The sequence below is a fragment of the Nocardia stercoris genome (assembly GCF_003696265.1).
In the GTDB taxonomy this organism is placed as follows: Bacteria; Actinomycetota; Actinomycetes; order Mycobacteriales; family Mycobacteriaceae; genus Nocardia; species Nocardia stercoris.
In genome coordinates this window covers 15,559-29,539 of record NZ_RFFH01000030.1, presented here as the reverse complement: position 1 = coordinate 29,539, position 13,981 = coordinate 15,559, and the positions used below count along the sequence as shown (strand labels likewise).

The following is a 13,981-nucleotide window of genomic DNA, read 5'->3' as shown; positions in this document are numbered from 1 at the left end:
TCCACAATGCTGTCGACGACCACTCCCGCCTGGCCTACAGCGAGATCCTGCCCGACGAACGCAAGGAAACCGCTGTCGCGTTCTGGCAGCGGGCACGAAAATACTTCGCCGCCAACGGAATCACCGTGAAACGAGTACTCACCGACAACGGCGCCTGCTACATCTCACAGCTCTGGCGGTCCGAGCTCGCCGCGGGCGGGATCACCCACAAACGGACCCGGCCTTACCGGCCGCAGACCAACGGCAAGGTCGAACGGTTCAACCGCACCCTGCTCGAGGAGTGGGCTTACGCCCGCCCCTACCGGTCAGAGGCCGAACGCCGTGCTGCGTTCACCGACTGGCTGCACACCTACAATCACCACCGCGGCCACACCGCACTCGGCGGACACCCGCCAGCCAGCCGCGTTCCCAACCTCTCAGGTCAGTACACCTAGGGCGTGCGCAAAGAGGGCCACCACCGGTCAGCCGGTGGTGGCCCTCCTCGTTGTGCTCAGCCCGCGGATTCCGAACTGCCCGCGACCGCGCCGGCCGCCGAACCCACCGAACCGGTACCCAGCCCGGTCGACGATCCCGCCGACCCCGTGCCGATACCCGCCGACCCGGTCGCCGTCGCCGCCGAACCGGGATCGAACGCGCCGGCCGGTAGCGTCGCCCCCGCCGATCCGGGCCGGTTGATGTACACCGTCACCGGCGCCGAACCGGTCGCTTCGACCGTGACCGTCCGCGCCCCGGGCGCGGACGTCACCGTGCCACCGTCGGCACGCACCTGATAGCCGTTGGGATAGTGCAGGTCGGAGACGTAGATCTCGGTCGGCTTGCCCGTCGCTTTCGGGGTGTACCGGTAGGCGAAATCACCTGTGGCAGCATCGAAGACCATCCGGCCCGGAGTTCCGGACGTGGCCTGCGGATAGGTCCGCACCAGCTGGTGCCCGAGGTCACCCTGGAACGGATCCGACCCCGTCGTGTACTGCCAGTATTCCCAGCCCAGGAACCGATCGTCCGCGTGCGACAGCGTGTTCGGCACCACCGACGGGTCACCGTCACCGAATTCGGTGACCAGCGTGGGTATTCCGGTGCGATGGGTGAAGGAGTCGATGTTCGCCCAGGTCTTGCCCTGTTGCGGACCGCACAAGCCACGCAGCGCGTCGGGCAGCCCGCTGTAGATGGTCAGCTGGCTGGGGATGCAGTAGTCGTGCGGCGCGAACGCGATGCCTGGCGAGGTGATCGGCGGATTGTTGCCCAGATTCGTGGGCATCGTCTCGTTCCAGGTGACATTCGGTTCCCACAGGACCGTCAGGCCGGAGTTGTGGGCGCGGACCGCATCGGTCAGCTTCTGCATGTCCGCTTGATATTTCGCGTCGAAGTCCGGGCAGCCGTTCGGGAAGCAGGATGTGAACGCCGTGCCCGGCCACGGCTCGTTCAGCAGTTCGATGCCGAGCGCGCCCGGGTGGCCCTGCACTCGGCCGGCCAGTGCGCCGAGGGCGGTGCCGAGCTGGTCCAGGACTCCGTGGCTGTTGTTCCACACTTCGTCCCAGCCCGCGTTCATGCTGGCCATCAGGTAGTTCATCGGGAATCCCGGATTGGATTCGCCCGGGGTGGGCCGGGCCGTGATCGACCATGCCGGAAAACCGTTGCCGTCCCACACCGACGACAGTCCGTCCTGGTGGTTGTCGAGCAGAGTGTGGATCCCGTGCTGCGCCAGCATGTCCACCACCGCGACGACCCGGTCCAGGTAGGCGGTATCGACCACACCCGGTGTGGGCATCATCGCATCGAAACTGACGCCGAGGCGAACCGTGTCGAAACCGTGCCGGGCGAGCATCGCGGCATCCGCGTCCGTCACTGTGACGCCGTCGCCGGGCTGGATATAGGGTGCCTGCTTGTCGACATTGTTCACGCCGTGCAGCAGCACCACACGCCCGTACTGATCGACGAACTGGGAACCTGCCACGTGTAGCGGACCGAAATCGGCCGGAGCGGCGGTCGCCGGTGGCGCGGACAACGCCAGAACACAGCCGATCACCGCGGGCAATGCGGCCGACCATCGAGAAATACGCTTCATTCCTACCTCTGCGAAAACGGATTCGAATCCGACCAGAATGTCGTGCCCACAGGAGGCACGGCACATCGGTCAACGGTAGAACGTCGATTTGTGTATCAGAAACCGTTTCTGCTGATGGAATTACAACAATCGCCTGTCGATGACAGGTACGCGCTACCGGCGGTTCGGCCCGCCGCGATCGTACCGAGGATCCGGGAAACCGGCGTGGAGAACTGTCGAGCACAGCCTCTCGACAACAGTAAATTGTCGAGAGACCACGAATCATAGTTTCTGTTCGTTGTAGATCCGGGTTAGTGTCTCCCCCGCGAGCATCGACGCGCGCCGAATGCAGTTCTCAGGCAGCTGCAATGAGAAACCGCCTGACCGGAATCGGGATTCGTCGACCTGTTCGGACGTCGTCCGATGCGGCCGAGTTCGGAGATCCACAGGTCGAATCGGTCGCAGTCCGGCGAATTCAGTCTCGAAAAGGATAACGCCATGACCCATCGCGCTCACATTCGCTTCACCGCGGGGGCCGCCACTGTTCTCGCGGTCGGCGCCCTCACCGCCCTCGGCGCGAGCACCGCCACCGCGGCGCCGGCGACCATCACCTGGACCAACGGCGCCTCCACCTACACGCGGACCGTCAGCGACGTCACCCCGACCGCAGGCAAGACCGTCACCGTGAGCACCGCGATCTCACGCACCGATACCACCAACGAGACGGTCAACTGGCTGAAGGACTGGCACCCCGCCTGCCTGACCTACGTCTCCGGCTCGGCGAAGATGACCGACAACAGCGGCGCCCACCCGGTCGAGCCCTACCTCGACGTTCAGTCCGGCTATATCGCCGGTGACTTCACCGCCACCAGCTACAAGATGATCGCGACCAACACACAGACCGTCACCTTCAGTGCCCAGTACACCGTCGGCGCCGGGTGCGCGACCGGCACGGCCCTGACCGACGGTGTCGAATACCTCTCCTCGCTCGGCCACTTCACCTACACCACCCAGGGCCCCAGCATCACCGTCACCGCGATCGCGAACTCGACTGTCGCTCTCACCCCGGTGGCCGGCGCGACCGTAGGCCAGGCGACCACATTGACCGCCACGGTGACCCCGGCGAACGCCGGTGGCACCGTGACCTTCCTGGACGGCAGCACCACGGTGGGCACCGGCACGGTGGACAACACCGGCAAGGCCACCTTCTCGTGGACCCCGACCACGGCAGGTGGCCACTCGATCACCGCGAACTACTCCGGATCCACCACCACCGCCGCCGCCACAACCACCGGTACGGTCACCGTGGCCCCCGGGCCGACCACTGCGCCGCCGACCACGACGACAGCGACTACCACGACGACGACACCGCCGACCGACCCCGGCGCCATGCTGAACCAGGTACTCACGTTCCTCGCTGCGGGCAGTTCGATCAGCTACCACCCCTGACCGCCGCACCGGCATCTACCCAGCCGGGTCACCCGGCATCCGCCGTTACCGTGGTGGCATCAAGTGGGACACCCAGCCGAGCTTCTGCGCGATCTGCTGTCCCGTTGGTGGTTCGTCAGGCAACCTCGGTCGCCTGACGAACCGCCAGTCGGTACGGATCTTCCGGCCCGGGTTGCCGATCGACGTGATCGCTGTCGCGATCACGGTGGGCTTGTCGAAATCACCGATCGCCGGGTCCGGCCGTGATGGTCGCCGGCAGCTTCGTCTTATCCGGATTGACAATTCGAGCTTTCGAGCCGACCACAAATTGCGGTTTCCACCCGGTCCGCTCCTCCCCTAGCGTGGATCAGCACATCCCCGGCCGGCCGAAGGTATTGCAGTAGTAGGCATCCGGCTGCGCCGTCGCCCGGTGGATGTCGATGTTCAACCGAGCCCGAAAGTGGGGCGATCCAATGCGATCGAACCTTGTCCGCGCGTCCGCTCTGACCTCCCTGATCCTGGCACCGGCCGCCGCGGCGGCGAATCCGGTGGCCGCAACGCCGGTCACCATCACCTACCAGTGCCAGGCGACGCCACCGCTGAGCGCACCGCAGACCCTGACCATGTCTCTCGGGGTGTCGGCAACCGCCCCGTCCACCGCCAATGCCGGTGATTCCGTTGCGATTACGTTGGCCCCGGCGGCCATGCAGGTTCCCGGCACCGTCTCCGGCCACACACTCGACAACATTCGAGGAGTTCAGCTGACCCTGCCGGTCCCAACGGATTCCACCTACGTCTCGGGCACGCTCACAGGCGGCACGGTCAGCGCCACGATCACCCGGTCCGGCGGCACGATCACGGTCTCGGCGCCGGACGCTGTCGCCGGTGGAACCGCCTTCACCCTGCCCGCCGCGGCCATCGACGTCACCGCGACCGCGGCCGGCACGATCACCAGCACGGTCGGCGGCACCAGCTACAGCGATCCCGGCCTGACATTCACCGCCTCGGTCGAGTCCGGGACGATCCTGGGCGCGGTGGACGTACCCGTTGCCTGCTACCCGAGCCCCGCCCCGACGCTGACCACCACCACCGTCACCACCGCAAACCCGGGCGGCGGCACCGGCGGCGGGTCGGGCAGCAGTGGTTCGAGCCTGCTGTCGAACCTGCCGCTACTCGGCTCGCTGTCCGGCGCTACCAAAAGCTAGCAACGAGAACGGGGTCTGCACCGGTGAAGCCGGTGCAGACCCCGTCGCGAACGGCCCTGCTACTTCGCGCCGCCGAGCGTGGAGCTCAGGCCACCGAGGATGGATTGCAGCACGCCACCGGCGCTACCGGTTGCGCTACCGGTCCCGCCGCCGTTGGCGACCAGGTTCTTGAAGGTGAAGTGGCCGAGCGTCGACAGGTATTCGACGCCGCCGTTGATGGCGCCGGCGCTGCCGCAGTCGGCGCCCGAGGCGGTGTACTTGGCGCTGAAGGTGACCGTCTGCGAGCTGCTGGCGTTCATCTTGTAGCTGGTCGCGGTGAAATCACCGGCGATGTTGTCGGACAAGATGTTGAGGTACGGCTCGACCGGGTGGGCGCCGCTGCCGTCGGTCATCGTCGCCGAGTCCATGACATAGGTCAGGCAGGCCGGGTGCCAGTCCTTGTACCAGTCGAACTGCTCGTTGGTGGTGCTGCTGCGCTTGATCTGCGTGCTGATGGTGATGGTCTCACCGGCGGCCGGGGCGCCGTTGGTGATGGTGCGAGTGAAATGGTCGGCACCGCTGTCCCAGGTGATCGTCACCGGGCCAGGAGCGGCGTCCGCGGTGCCGGAGACGAGCAGAGTCAGCGCGCCCGCCGCGGCAGTGGTGGCCGCAACCGCGGTCGCCCGGGTAATCGATCGAAATGTCATGCGAATTCCTTGTGATCGGCGCGGCGAGGGCCGCCGCGCATTGTGCAGTTTCGCCAGAGAAGTCCGGTCCCGTCTGGCGGGCGGCTCGAGCCGAAACCGTGAATAGACCCTAGGGTGACCGGGGTCTCAAACAGAAACACTCATTTCTTGACGGCCCGCAAGATTCCGTTGTCAGTGCTCGGTTACACAGCACGAGTGAGGTGTGCACGTCTGCTGTTCGGAAAACGAACAACGTCAGCCGAACACAGCTACCACGGCTGGTGCTGGCCGCGAGTGTTTCCCCACGTGCCGTGTTCGGAGACCCGTTCGTATCGCGGTGGCGTCTTCGCCTGTTGCAGAACACGTTTCCCGAACATCCGGAGGCACCGTGGTGCTCGTCGGGCTCGGTGTCGATGTTCGAAGTCGACTGCGTCGTCCACCGAGAGCCCCGGTGCCTCACGACAGGCGCGATAGGCTACCGCCGGTGGCCACCGATGCGAGCCTGCGAATCCTGCGGCTGCGAATGCTGATCGACCATCCGCGGACCGACGACGCGGAACGCGATGCGGCGCAAAGGATGCTGGACCGACTCCTGAGCAAGTCCACGCCCGCCGCGACCGGTGACCGCACCTACGGCACCCGGCACAACCGCATCGGCAGGCATGCCGGCCACGAGTTGATCGCGGACATGATCCGCTACGACATCACGCTGACACGGGCAGTCCTGCCGGCAGTCGCCGGACCGGGCGAGCCGGAATTGCACGATCCGATCCGCGACGCGCCCGCCGAGATCACGTTCGCGGTCACCACACCCCACGACGGCAGTGTCGTCATCACTCTCGACAATGTCCCACGCGAATGGGGGTGGACCCACGCCGACGGCATCGAGACCGTGAGTCCGTCGATGCGCGCACTGGCTGCGGCATTGTCGGACCTGATGAACAGCTACAACAGGGCCGGCAGCGACATCGGCAGGCGATTCTTCGGCGCCGTGCGCATCAACGACGGCGAAACTCTCGTGTGGTAGCCACCCCGAGAATGTCAGATAACACCGCATTTTCTGACATCGCGGATCCGGATGAGCTGTGGGTCAGAGACAGGCAGGTCTCAGCGGCTCAATGACCCGGGCCAAGGAGCGCTCGCGCAGCTCGAGAAGCGCCTCGTCAAGGTCCGAGCCGAGCAGGCGGAGGGTGTTCATGCCGCGCGATTCCCACACCGGAAACTCTTCGTCGGCATTGCGGCTTGCGACGTCCCGGAGGAGGAGGTCGCCCACGACCTCTGGGCTCCCACTTCGGCGCACTGCTCGCCACCGCCCGCCCAGATCTGAGCGCTGAAACCGCCGGAGCCGTGAGCCAACTGGCGAGGACTTTGAGCCAGCCCTCGGATGTGGTATCAGGTTCAGTGGTCGCCGCGTGGCACGGTGGCCGTGCCCAGGCAGATCGACACGGCGATCAGCCGATGGCGGGTGTCGGTGGGGTCGGGCACAATTCGCCCGATGGACATGGACCTCACCAGCTTGACCGTGCCGGACCTGCTCAGGCTGTGGGCGGGCACGATGAACGAGTTGCAGAATCGGGACCTGATCCGGACCAGCAGCAATGTGGTCGGCGATCTGGCCGAGGCAATCGTGTACGCGCACTACGGTGGTGAGCGCGGATCATTCAGCCAGAAGGGCTGGCATGTCTGCACGCCCGCCGGTGAGCGAATCCAGGTCATTTCGATCTCTTGCGGTTGACGAGTCCGCTCGAACTCCCTGCGCTGTTGAGTAAGGTCTCGGACTCCAGGGCCTCGCAGTGGAGGGTTTCGGCCCGCTCGCTATCGCAACCCACCAGTTGGGCAATTTCAATGAGCGCCCTGGCTTGCCAGTTCGGCTCGGTGATGGTGCGGGCGATGGCTTCGGCACGGTCAGGGTCGGTACCTGCCACGACCCGGACGATTCTGCTGAGCTCCTGCGCGCGTTCGCCCGGGTCGGTGATGGTGTGGGCGAAAGTCCTCGGCGCGGCCGGGGGAAATCCGTCGCTACCTCCGCGATCGTGGTAAGTGCCACGTCCTGCTGGTCCGAGGGGTTGGCGCGGGCGAGGCTTCGGCGAGTCTGGCGACGCGGGCGGGGTCGGTACCGGCCACTATCTCGATGATCCTGTGGCGGATCCGATAGATCCGCTGCCGGTTGATCGCAATGCCCGTCACGTGTGAGACGGACTCCGCCACTTGCATATTCGCGCGCCGGTTACCGTCGGGCCACCGCTGCCGGAACAGGTCCTCGACCATCACCGGCAAGGACGGCCTACTGGACCGGCGGGTTCGATCCGAACGCGCGCACCGTGACCCCGTGACCTGACAGAGCGAGAACGCGTGGGCTCACGGGCACTTCAGGATCCGGCACACCTGGGAGAAGTGGTCGCGCCGGACGTCTCGTCCGTTGGAACCGCCGTTGATGATCTGCGAGACGGGATCGATGCTCGCGGGGTCCTGGGGGTGGGCGTTGTCGGCGGCGGCGTTGATGTTGCGGCTGTTCCAGTACCACGCGGCCGTGGCGAACGCGTACCGCGGATCCGCCACCAGCTCCGGATGGTTGACGAAGTCGACGCCCAGCGCCTGGCTTGCGCGCTCGTAGTTGTGGCGCCCGGTCAGCTGGAGGCCACCACGCCCCTTGTATTTGGGTCCATCGCCGGGTTGCGTGTTGCCGAGATCTGCCCGGCCGTTGTAGTCGCTGCCGTCGGCGTACTCGGTCAAGGTGGCGAAACCGGCGGTTTCCTCTCCCACCTGAGCGAGGAATGCGGCGGCACGCTGTGGCGTGTTGATACCCGCCGACGCCATCGCGCTGTTGATCTGCGGGAGCCATGCGGTGACATTCGCCTGATCGGCGCCGGGCAACGACGCAGGCGCCGCGATGGCTTGAGGAGCAGGGGCGGATACCTGCGCAGGCGCGGGAGCCGACAGCGCTTCCAGGCCGATCGCCTGCGATGTGGACGACTCGTGCGCGCCGGCGATGGTGCTGATGATGGTCGTGGCCGCGGCGGCGGCCAGTGTCACGGCGCCGGCGGTGCGGACGATCGAGGTCGGCGACTTGCGGCGTGCGGATGTTGACGACATGCGGTCATTCCTGTTCTCGAACTGTTCGGCCGTGTTCGGGCATGCGGTGGACAGCGCGCAGCCAGGCGGGATGAACTCGCCTCTGCACGGTGTGCTGTGGGGGTGGCGTGACCCGGAACGGTCGAACTGTTGCGATGCCGTGGGCGCTGCGATGTGCCTGCCGCGCCTCGACCCGAGTCGGGCGTGCGCCCTGCCGCGATCAGTCCGCCTACCGGACTCTCACGCCGAAGGCGTGGCCTGATATGGCGACGGTTTCAATTGGTAGACACGAATTGCAATTCGCATCGCATATTCGAACCAGACAGCCGAATATATTCCAATACGATAACGCTCTGGCATCACGGCAGCAACGATCCAGCGGTCTGGACGACTCAGCGAAAACGTCCGATCGACAGCTATTTATGCGCCTGAACTGGTAATATACTTCAATCTGTGTCCCTGATCACAGTTTGCTGATCTGTATCTCAGGTCACGCCCGTATCACGAAAGCTGTTACGCGTTCGAATACTGGGGAGCCGTAGCATCGGCCGAATTTCGGCGCGATACGCCGCAGTTGGCTGGTAAGGCTAGGTGTTGCCCGCACACTGGGACGACCGGGTTCATCCGGGCCATGGGCACCGCCCCGACCGTTGCGCGGTCGGGGCGGGATTGCCGGCCAGCGGTGTCCGGTGTTCTGGATCGTCTCGGGTCAGATCTGGTCGTGCAGTTGCGTGAGGAAGCCGGGGAAGTCGTCGTTGTGGATGACGTGTCCGGTGTCGGGGACGGTCCGGACGGTGTAACCGAGTTCGGGTAGTAGCACGGTCTTTTCCGGTGAGACGACCTGGCTGGGGTCGGCGAGCAGGACCAGGCTGGGGACGGCAGGCTCGGTGGGCTGGAAGCCGGGGAACCCGTCCATGATGGCCAGCGTCCCTGTGTCCCAACGTGATAGCGATTCCAGTTTGCCGATTTGGGCTTCGGCCGCCCAGCGCGGGGTGGCGGCCTGAACCTGCTCGAGGGTCCATCGCTTCTGCGCGCGGAACATGTCGGCCACGGTGGGGTGGCCCGGCCCCCAGGCGGGGTCGACATAGACAGCGCGGTCGGGTTTGACGTTGTTGACGACCTTGGCCAGCAACAGCCCGCCCAGGGAGTGACCGATGGCCAGCTCGGGGCCATAAGGCAGGGCCTCGGTCAGAGCGTGCGTCATGGCCTCGATGCTGTAGCCACCCTGGCCGGGGCTCTGGCCGTGGCCAGGCAGGTCGGGCGCAAGAACTCTGTAACCACGCTCGGCCAGAGCTGGACCCAGTTGCCACCAGCTGGTGGAGTCGGTGGTCAGGCCGTGGATCAGGACTGCGATTCGGTCGCCGGTGCCCCATTCGCGGATGTGCAGGTCGGTCATCGGGTGTTCTCCTTGCGGTTGGCGGCGGCGGTGAGCAGCGAGTCGAGCAGGCCCGGGAATCGGGTGTCGAGGTCGGCGCGCCGCAGGGTCAGCCAGCGATGTTTTCCGTCTTGGCGGGTGGCACTGATGCCGGCTTCGCGAAGCACCCGGAAGTGGTGCGACATGCTTGCGGCGGTAATGCCGAGATCGAAGCCGGTGCAAGGGTGTTCGGCCCGGTCGGCGAGTCGGACGACGATGTTCAGGCGGATAGGGTCGGCCAGGGCGTTGAGCACCGCCAGCAGGTCGATGTCGTTGGTGGATGGATGGTGCAGGCCTCGCATGCCGGTCACTCTAACCCAATAGTTAGACGCTTAGCCAATTGTCTAACTATGGTGGTGGTGTTCAAGCTGATCGAGTCCGCTCAGGCCCGCTGGCGCGCAGTCAACGCCCCACACCTGGTCGCCCTTGTCCGCGCCGGTGCCACCTTCGAGAGAGGCAAACTCAAAGAACGACCGGCCGACTCGTCCGAGCAGGAGGCCGCCTGAAACTCACCCATTCACAGGATTTGACAAGTCTCCAGCAGGCATGTCACCCAATTCGTGTCTGCGCCGCTTTCTCGACCGCGGCTGAGAATTGCTCGGGTCGGGGTACAGATCCATTCGGTCATGATTCGAGCCGCGCTGCCTTCGTGACGAGATAGCGCCGCTCGGGTTCGCTCAGTGTCCTGTGTGCTGCCGAACGGTATTGCTCGGCGGCCAGTTCCAGATCGCCTGCGAGTTCCGCGAGATGCGCTTCGACTGCGGCGAAACGATGATGCTCGGCAAGGATCCGGTCGGTCCGCAGTTGCTCGAGCAACGTGAGCCCGGTGGGCACGCCACGTGCCATCGCCAGGGCGACAACACGATTCAGCGTCACCATCGGATTGTCCGACATCTGGTCGAGCAAGGTGTAGAGCGCGAGAATCTGCTCCCAGTCGGTCGCGTCCGGTGTCGGCGCCTCGTCGTGGACTGCCGCGATTGCTGCCTGAATCTGGTAGGGACCGGGCTTGTTTCGTGACATCGCGGCAGTTACCAGCGCAGCTCCTTCGGCGATCTGCGCGCGGTCCCACAACGTCCGGTCCTGCTCGGCCATCGGAATCAGCACGTCACCTGGCCCGGTCCGCGCGGCACGGCGGGCGTCGGTCAGCAGCATCAGCGCGAGCAGGCCGGCAACTTCGCCGTCGCCGGGCAGGCTGCGGTGCAGCATCCGGGCGAGTCTGACCGCCTCGGTCGACAATTCGACCCGCGCAAGCACCGGCCCCGAGGTGCTCGTGTAGCCCTCGTTGAAGATCAGGTACAGCACCTGCAGCACGGCGTCGAGGCGTTCGGCGTGCTCGGCCGGCATCGCGAACGACACGCCGGACTGCTTGATCGTCTTCTTGGCGCGGCTGATCCGCTGCCCCATCGTCGCTTCGGGCGCGAACAGCGCGCGGGCGATCTCTCCCGTCGTGAGGCCGCCGACCGCACGCAGGGTGAGCGCGATCTGACCGGTGCGCGGCAACGCGGGATGACAGCACATGAACAGCAGTATCAACGAATCATCCTGTGCCGAAACGGGTCCGGACGGTGCAACCGGCACTTCCTCCCGCTCACGGCGGGCCTGCTCGCTGCGCAGCAGGTCGATCAATTTCCGCGAGGCCACCCGGATCAGCCAGGTGCGTGGTTCGTCCGGCAACGGGGGCCACTGTGTCGTCGCCGCAAGCAATGCCTCCTGTACCGCGTCCTCGGCGAGGTCGAAGTGCCCGTACCGCCGGACGAGCGCACCGAGGACCTGCGGCGCCAGGTCGCGCAGCAGGTCCTCGATCTCGCGAGCGATCACAGATCGGCCGGCGGTCCGTCGGGTAGCGGCCGGACCTCGACTGTGTCGCCGATGTTGTCGGCGACACGTGCGGCGATTGCCATCGCGCGGTCGTGGGAGTCGACGTCGACGACCGAGAAGCTCGCAAGAACCTCCTTCACCTCGGCGTACGGCCCGTCGCTGGCGACCGGACCCGAAGCCGACTTCCGCACGGTCCAGGTCAACGACGGATCGGCGAGCCCCATCGTCGTGACCAACTCGCCGGACTCGGTCAGCTCGGCACCGAGCTCCTCGTAGAACTTGCACATCGCGGCGAACTCGGGACTCGAGTAGTCGACCGACGCCCAGTCCGCCGTGTTGGTGTAGGCCAGCAGGATGTACTTCACGGCTCCATCCTCCCGCTATCCACCGACACGCGTCATCGTCGCCTCGTAACCGCCACCGGGCCACACCCACGCGCCGGACAGCATGTTGCCGTCGGCGCTGAACGTGGTCCGGCAGTACGCCGGCGAGCCCTTACGGCCACCCCAGATCGTCAGCACGTCGCCGTCGAGTTCGTACTCGTAGTCGAGCGTTTCGCCGTCGCTCGAGTAGAAGCGTGACGTGACCGCCTCACTCGCCTCACCGCCGAACGGCCGTTCGTGGCCGATGACTTCGAGTCCGGAGACGTGGTGCCCATCGTGGTCCATGTCCACGCGCTGGGACAAGAAGGCGCGGCCGTCGAGCCACGCGTAGGTCGTGGTGCCGTCGGCGCCGCCGGACACCCGCCAGGTGCCGACGAGACAGTCGAGGTCGGAGATCGAGGTACTCATGACGAGAGTTCCTTTCGGTTGATGGTTCCTTCGCCGGTACCACGGAGCCAGCGGACGGTCTTCGACATTCGGTCGTCGAATTGTGCGCGGCTGCGCCGCGCACACAGCTTCGACAACAGCAAGCTCGAACGCCCCGACCAGACAACCGAGGAAAAGCCCAAAAGGTGATCTTGATCCACAGGTCTTGACAATTGCTCACGTCTTGGCACGCTGTTGGCACAGTGAGTCCGCTGACCGGGGTCCGGACCATCGAGCCGTATCCAATGCAGAAGTCCGCCAGCACTATGTCCTTCCCCCACATCGCCGCAGTGTCCAGATAGCTTGTGACCACGGCGAAGTCGATTCACTCCGGGATGGAAGTGCCCGCCGGTGCGGAATGTTGACTTGAATCCGAGAAATGCATATCGGAGGGACGCCTGGTCGACACCAGTTCCTAGCTAGTTGCGAACGGCTCCATCAACTGCTCGATCGACTCCGTAGACACCGAGTTCGAGCAGGCGATCAAGGATATCGAGTAGCGCCGTGATGCGCTGTCGGTCGCGAGTCTGCGCCAACCCACGGACCACCAGATCCGAGATGTAATGAGCATGCCCGGCAGCACCGGCTCTGATGTCGGCCACGTCTTCACCGTGGATATTCAGAAAGTGGTGTGCAGCGAGGTCGATGAGATCGTCGACCTTGTCCGGCGCTTCCTGCAGCGTGATGAGCAGTTGCGGGGCCGTGTGTACGTAGCTTGGTGACGCGATCAAGTCGGCCAAGAACTCGGTGTAAGGGCGCAGGGCGCCTCCACGCAGGTGACCGGCCAGGGTGCCAACCTTTTTCCGAACCTCGTCATCCTCGTCATGCATCAGGTGGCGCAGAGTGGACAGCACGAGTTCTGAGTCGGCGGATCGATCAACCCTTTCGGCGCAGACCTCAGCCAGGCCGACTCGAACTTCCACATCGCTGGCCAGAGCTCGCTCCATTAGCGCTGGACGCCCCCATTGCAGCGCGGCGAATGCCGCCATGCGACCCCCTGCTCTCCGAATCTCGGCATCTGTTGAGCTGAGCATGCGATTGATAACCGGATCGATTACTTCTGGATCTGCGTTGCCGATTTAGATCATCAGGTCGTCCAACATGTCCGAGGCAAGTAGGAGATCGTCGGCGTCGATGAGGCGTGCGAAGGCTGCATAGGCCGTTGGCCGTGCATGCCGTAGGCAGGCAGCGATGGTGTGGGCGACACAGGCGCGGACACTCAGTACTGGATCGCTCGCCAGCTCGGCGAGGTGCGGGGCCACGAGTTCCGTGCGCGTGTACAAAACAGGTCAGCCCCGGAAAAACCGGGGCTGACCTGCACTTTATGGTGCGCGATACTGGGATTGAACCAGTGACCTCTTCCGTGTCAGGGAGCATCGAGACTCACCCGCTCGTCCGTCCAGTGCCGGCATGTCCCGGTGGTTCCGATGCGGTGTCCCGCTCGCCCATTGCGTCCATGGAGTGTCGACACGTCTTGGCACGCTGTTCGCACAAGGGTCTGGCGCAGGAGCACCCCGTCGGGCAGCTGG

16 protein-coding genes and 1 pseudogene are annotated in these 13,981 nt (G+C 65.3%); 6 read left to right on the top strand and 11 right to left on the bottom strand.

What is annotated here, in order from left to right; all coding sequences use genetic code 11:
* On the top strand, nucleotides 1-434 hold a 434-nt coding region (locus EBN03_RS32795), incomplete at its 5' end, for an integrase core domain-containing protein (RefSeq protein ID WP_147471791.1).
* Nucleotides 435-490: 56 nt separating this feature from the next.
* Here the strand turns inward: EBN03_RS32795 and EBN03_RS32790 are convergent.
* A complete protein-coding gene (locus EBN03_RS32790) occupies nucleotides 491-2,062 on the bottom strand; it encodes an endoglycoceramidase I (RefSeq protein WP_122192061.1) in 1,572 nt (523 codons plus the stop codon).
* Between the two features lie 477 nt (nucleotides 2,063-2,539).
* Between EBN03_RS32790 and EBN03_RS35645 the strand changes: the two genes are divergently transcribed.
* Nucleotides 2,540-3,490, top strand: a complete 951-nt coding sequence (locus EBN03_RS35645; protein ID WP_147471790.1) for an Ig-like domain repeat protein — start codon at nucleotides 2,540-2,542, stop codon at nucleotides 3,488-3,490.
* A gap of 452 nt (nucleotides 3,491-3,942) precedes the next feature.
* Nucleotides 3,943-4,674, top strand: coding sequence for a hypothetical protein (locus EBN03_RS32780; RefSeq protein WP_122192059.1), 732 nt, complete (start codon nucleotides 3,943-3,945; stop codon nucleotides 4,672-4,674).
* Between the two features lie 59 nt (nucleotides 4,675-4,733).
* Here the strand turns inward: EBN03_RS32780 and EBN03_RS32775 are convergent, their stop codons facing one another.
* Complete coding sequence (locus tag EBN03_RS32775; protein ID WP_122192058.1) at nucleotides 4,734-5,360, bottom strand: hypothetical protein; 627 nt, start codon at nucleotides 5,358-5,360, stop codon at nucleotides 4,734-4,736.
* 463 nt (nucleotides 5,361-5,823) lie between these two features.
* Between EBN03_RS32775 and EBN03_RS32770 the strand changes: the two genes are divergently transcribed.
* On the top strand, nucleotides 5,824-6,366 hold the full coding sequence (locus EBN03_RS32770; protein WP_122192057.1) for a hypothetical protein: 543 nt from the start codon (nucleotides 5,824-5,826) through the stop codon (nucleotides 6,364-6,366).
* Nucleotides 6,367-6,429: 63 nt separating this feature from the next.
* On the opposite strand, the gene EBN03_RS32765 is transcribed toward EBN03_RS32770, so the two are convergent.
* Nucleotides 6,430-6,612 carry a hypothetical protein gene (locus EBN03_RS32765; protein ID WP_122192056.1) on the bottom strand — a complete coding sequence of 61 codons (183 nt, stop codon included), beginning with the start codon at nucleotides 6,610-6,612 and terminating at the stop codon, nucleotides 6,430-6,432.
* 222 nt (nucleotides 6,613-6,834) lie between these two features.
* Between EBN03_RS32765 and EBN03_RS32760 the strand changes: the two genes are divergently transcribed.
* On the top strand, nucleotides 6,835-7,074 hold the full coding sequence (locus tag EBN03_RS32760; protein ID WP_147471789.1) for a hypothetical protein: 240 nt from the start codon (nucleotides 6,835-6,837) through the stop codon (nucleotides 7,072-7,074).
* Here EBN03_RS32760 and EBN03_RS33930 read toward each other — a convergent pair.
* From EBN03_RS33930 to EBN03_RS32740, 4 genes are all read right to left on the bottom strand, one after another.
* Nucleotides 7,052-7,264, bottom strand: a complete 213-nt coding sequence (locus EBN03_RS33930; protein WP_147471788.1) for a hypothetical protein — start codon at nucleotides 7,262-7,264, stop codon at nucleotides 7,052-7,054. The genes EBN03_RS32760 and EBN03_RS33930 overlap by 23 nt on opposite strands.
* Nucleotides 7,265-7,697: 433 nt before the next feature.
* Complete coding sequence (locus tag EBN03_RS32750; protein ID WP_122192053.1) at nucleotides 7,698-8,432, bottom strand: glycoside hydrolase family 19 protein; 735 nt, start codon at nucleotides 8,430-8,432, stop codon at nucleotides 7,698-7,700.
* A gap of 688 nt (nucleotides 8,433-9,120) precedes the next feature.
* A complete protein-coding gene (locus tag EBN03_RS32745; protein ID WP_122192052.1) occupies nucleotides 9,121-9,807 on the bottom strand; it encodes an alpha/beta fold hydrolase in 687 nt (228 codons plus the stop codon).
* Nucleotides 9,804-10,127: an ArsR/SmtB family transcription factor gene (locus EBN03_RS32740; RefSeq protein ID WP_122192051.1), complete on the bottom strand. Its 324-nt coding sequence runs from the start codon at nucleotides 10,125-10,127 to the stop codon at nucleotides 9,804-9,806. Before EBN03_RS32740 ends, EBN03_RS32745 begins: the two co-directional genes overlap by 4 nt.
* Nucleotides 10,128-10,187: 60 nt before the next feature.
* On the opposite strand from EBN03_RS32740, the pseudogene EBN03_RS32735 reads away from it, so the two are divergent.
* A pseudogene (locus tag EBN03_RS32735) lies at nucleotides 10,188-10,331 on the top strand (IS256 family transposase); the annotation flags it as partial.
* Nucleotides 10,332-10,449: 118 nt separating this feature from the next.
* Here EBN03_RS32735 and EBN03_RS32730 read toward each other — a convergent pair.
* The 4 genes from EBN03_RS32730 to EBN03_RS32715 all read right to left on the bottom strand — a co-directional run bounded on the left by EBN03_RS32730 (nucleotide 10,450) and on the right by EBN03_RS32715 (nucleotide 13,441).
* Nucleotides 10,450-11,643 carry an RNA polymerase sigma factor gene (locus EBN03_RS32730; protein ID WP_122192050.1) on the bottom strand — a complete coding sequence of 398 codons (1,194 nt, stop codon included), beginning with the start codon at nucleotides 11,641-11,643 and terminating at the stop codon, nucleotides 10,450-10,452.
* On the bottom strand, nucleotides 11,640-12,008 hold the full coding sequence (locus EBN03_RS32725; protein WP_122192049.1) for a YciI family protein: 369 nt from the start codon (nucleotides 12,006-12,008) through the stop codon (nucleotides 11,640-11,642). Before EBN03_RS32725 ends, EBN03_RS32730 begins: the two co-directional genes overlap by 4 nt.
* A 15-nt stretch (nucleotides 12,009-12,023) precedes the next feature.
* A complete protein-coding gene (locus tag EBN03_RS32720; protein WP_122192048.1) occupies nucleotides 12,024-12,434 on the bottom strand; it encodes a hypothetical protein in 411 nt (136 codons plus the stop codon).
* Nucleotides 12,435-12,871: 437 nt separating this feature from the next.
* Nucleotides 12,872-13,441 (bottom strand): hypothetical protein, encoded by a 570-nt coding sequence (locus EBN03_RS32715; RefSeq protein ID WP_147471787.1) that lies wholly within the window; start codon nucleotides 13,439-13,441, stop codon nucleotides 12,872-12,874.
* Nucleotides 13,442-13,981: the final 540 nt, after the last annotated feature.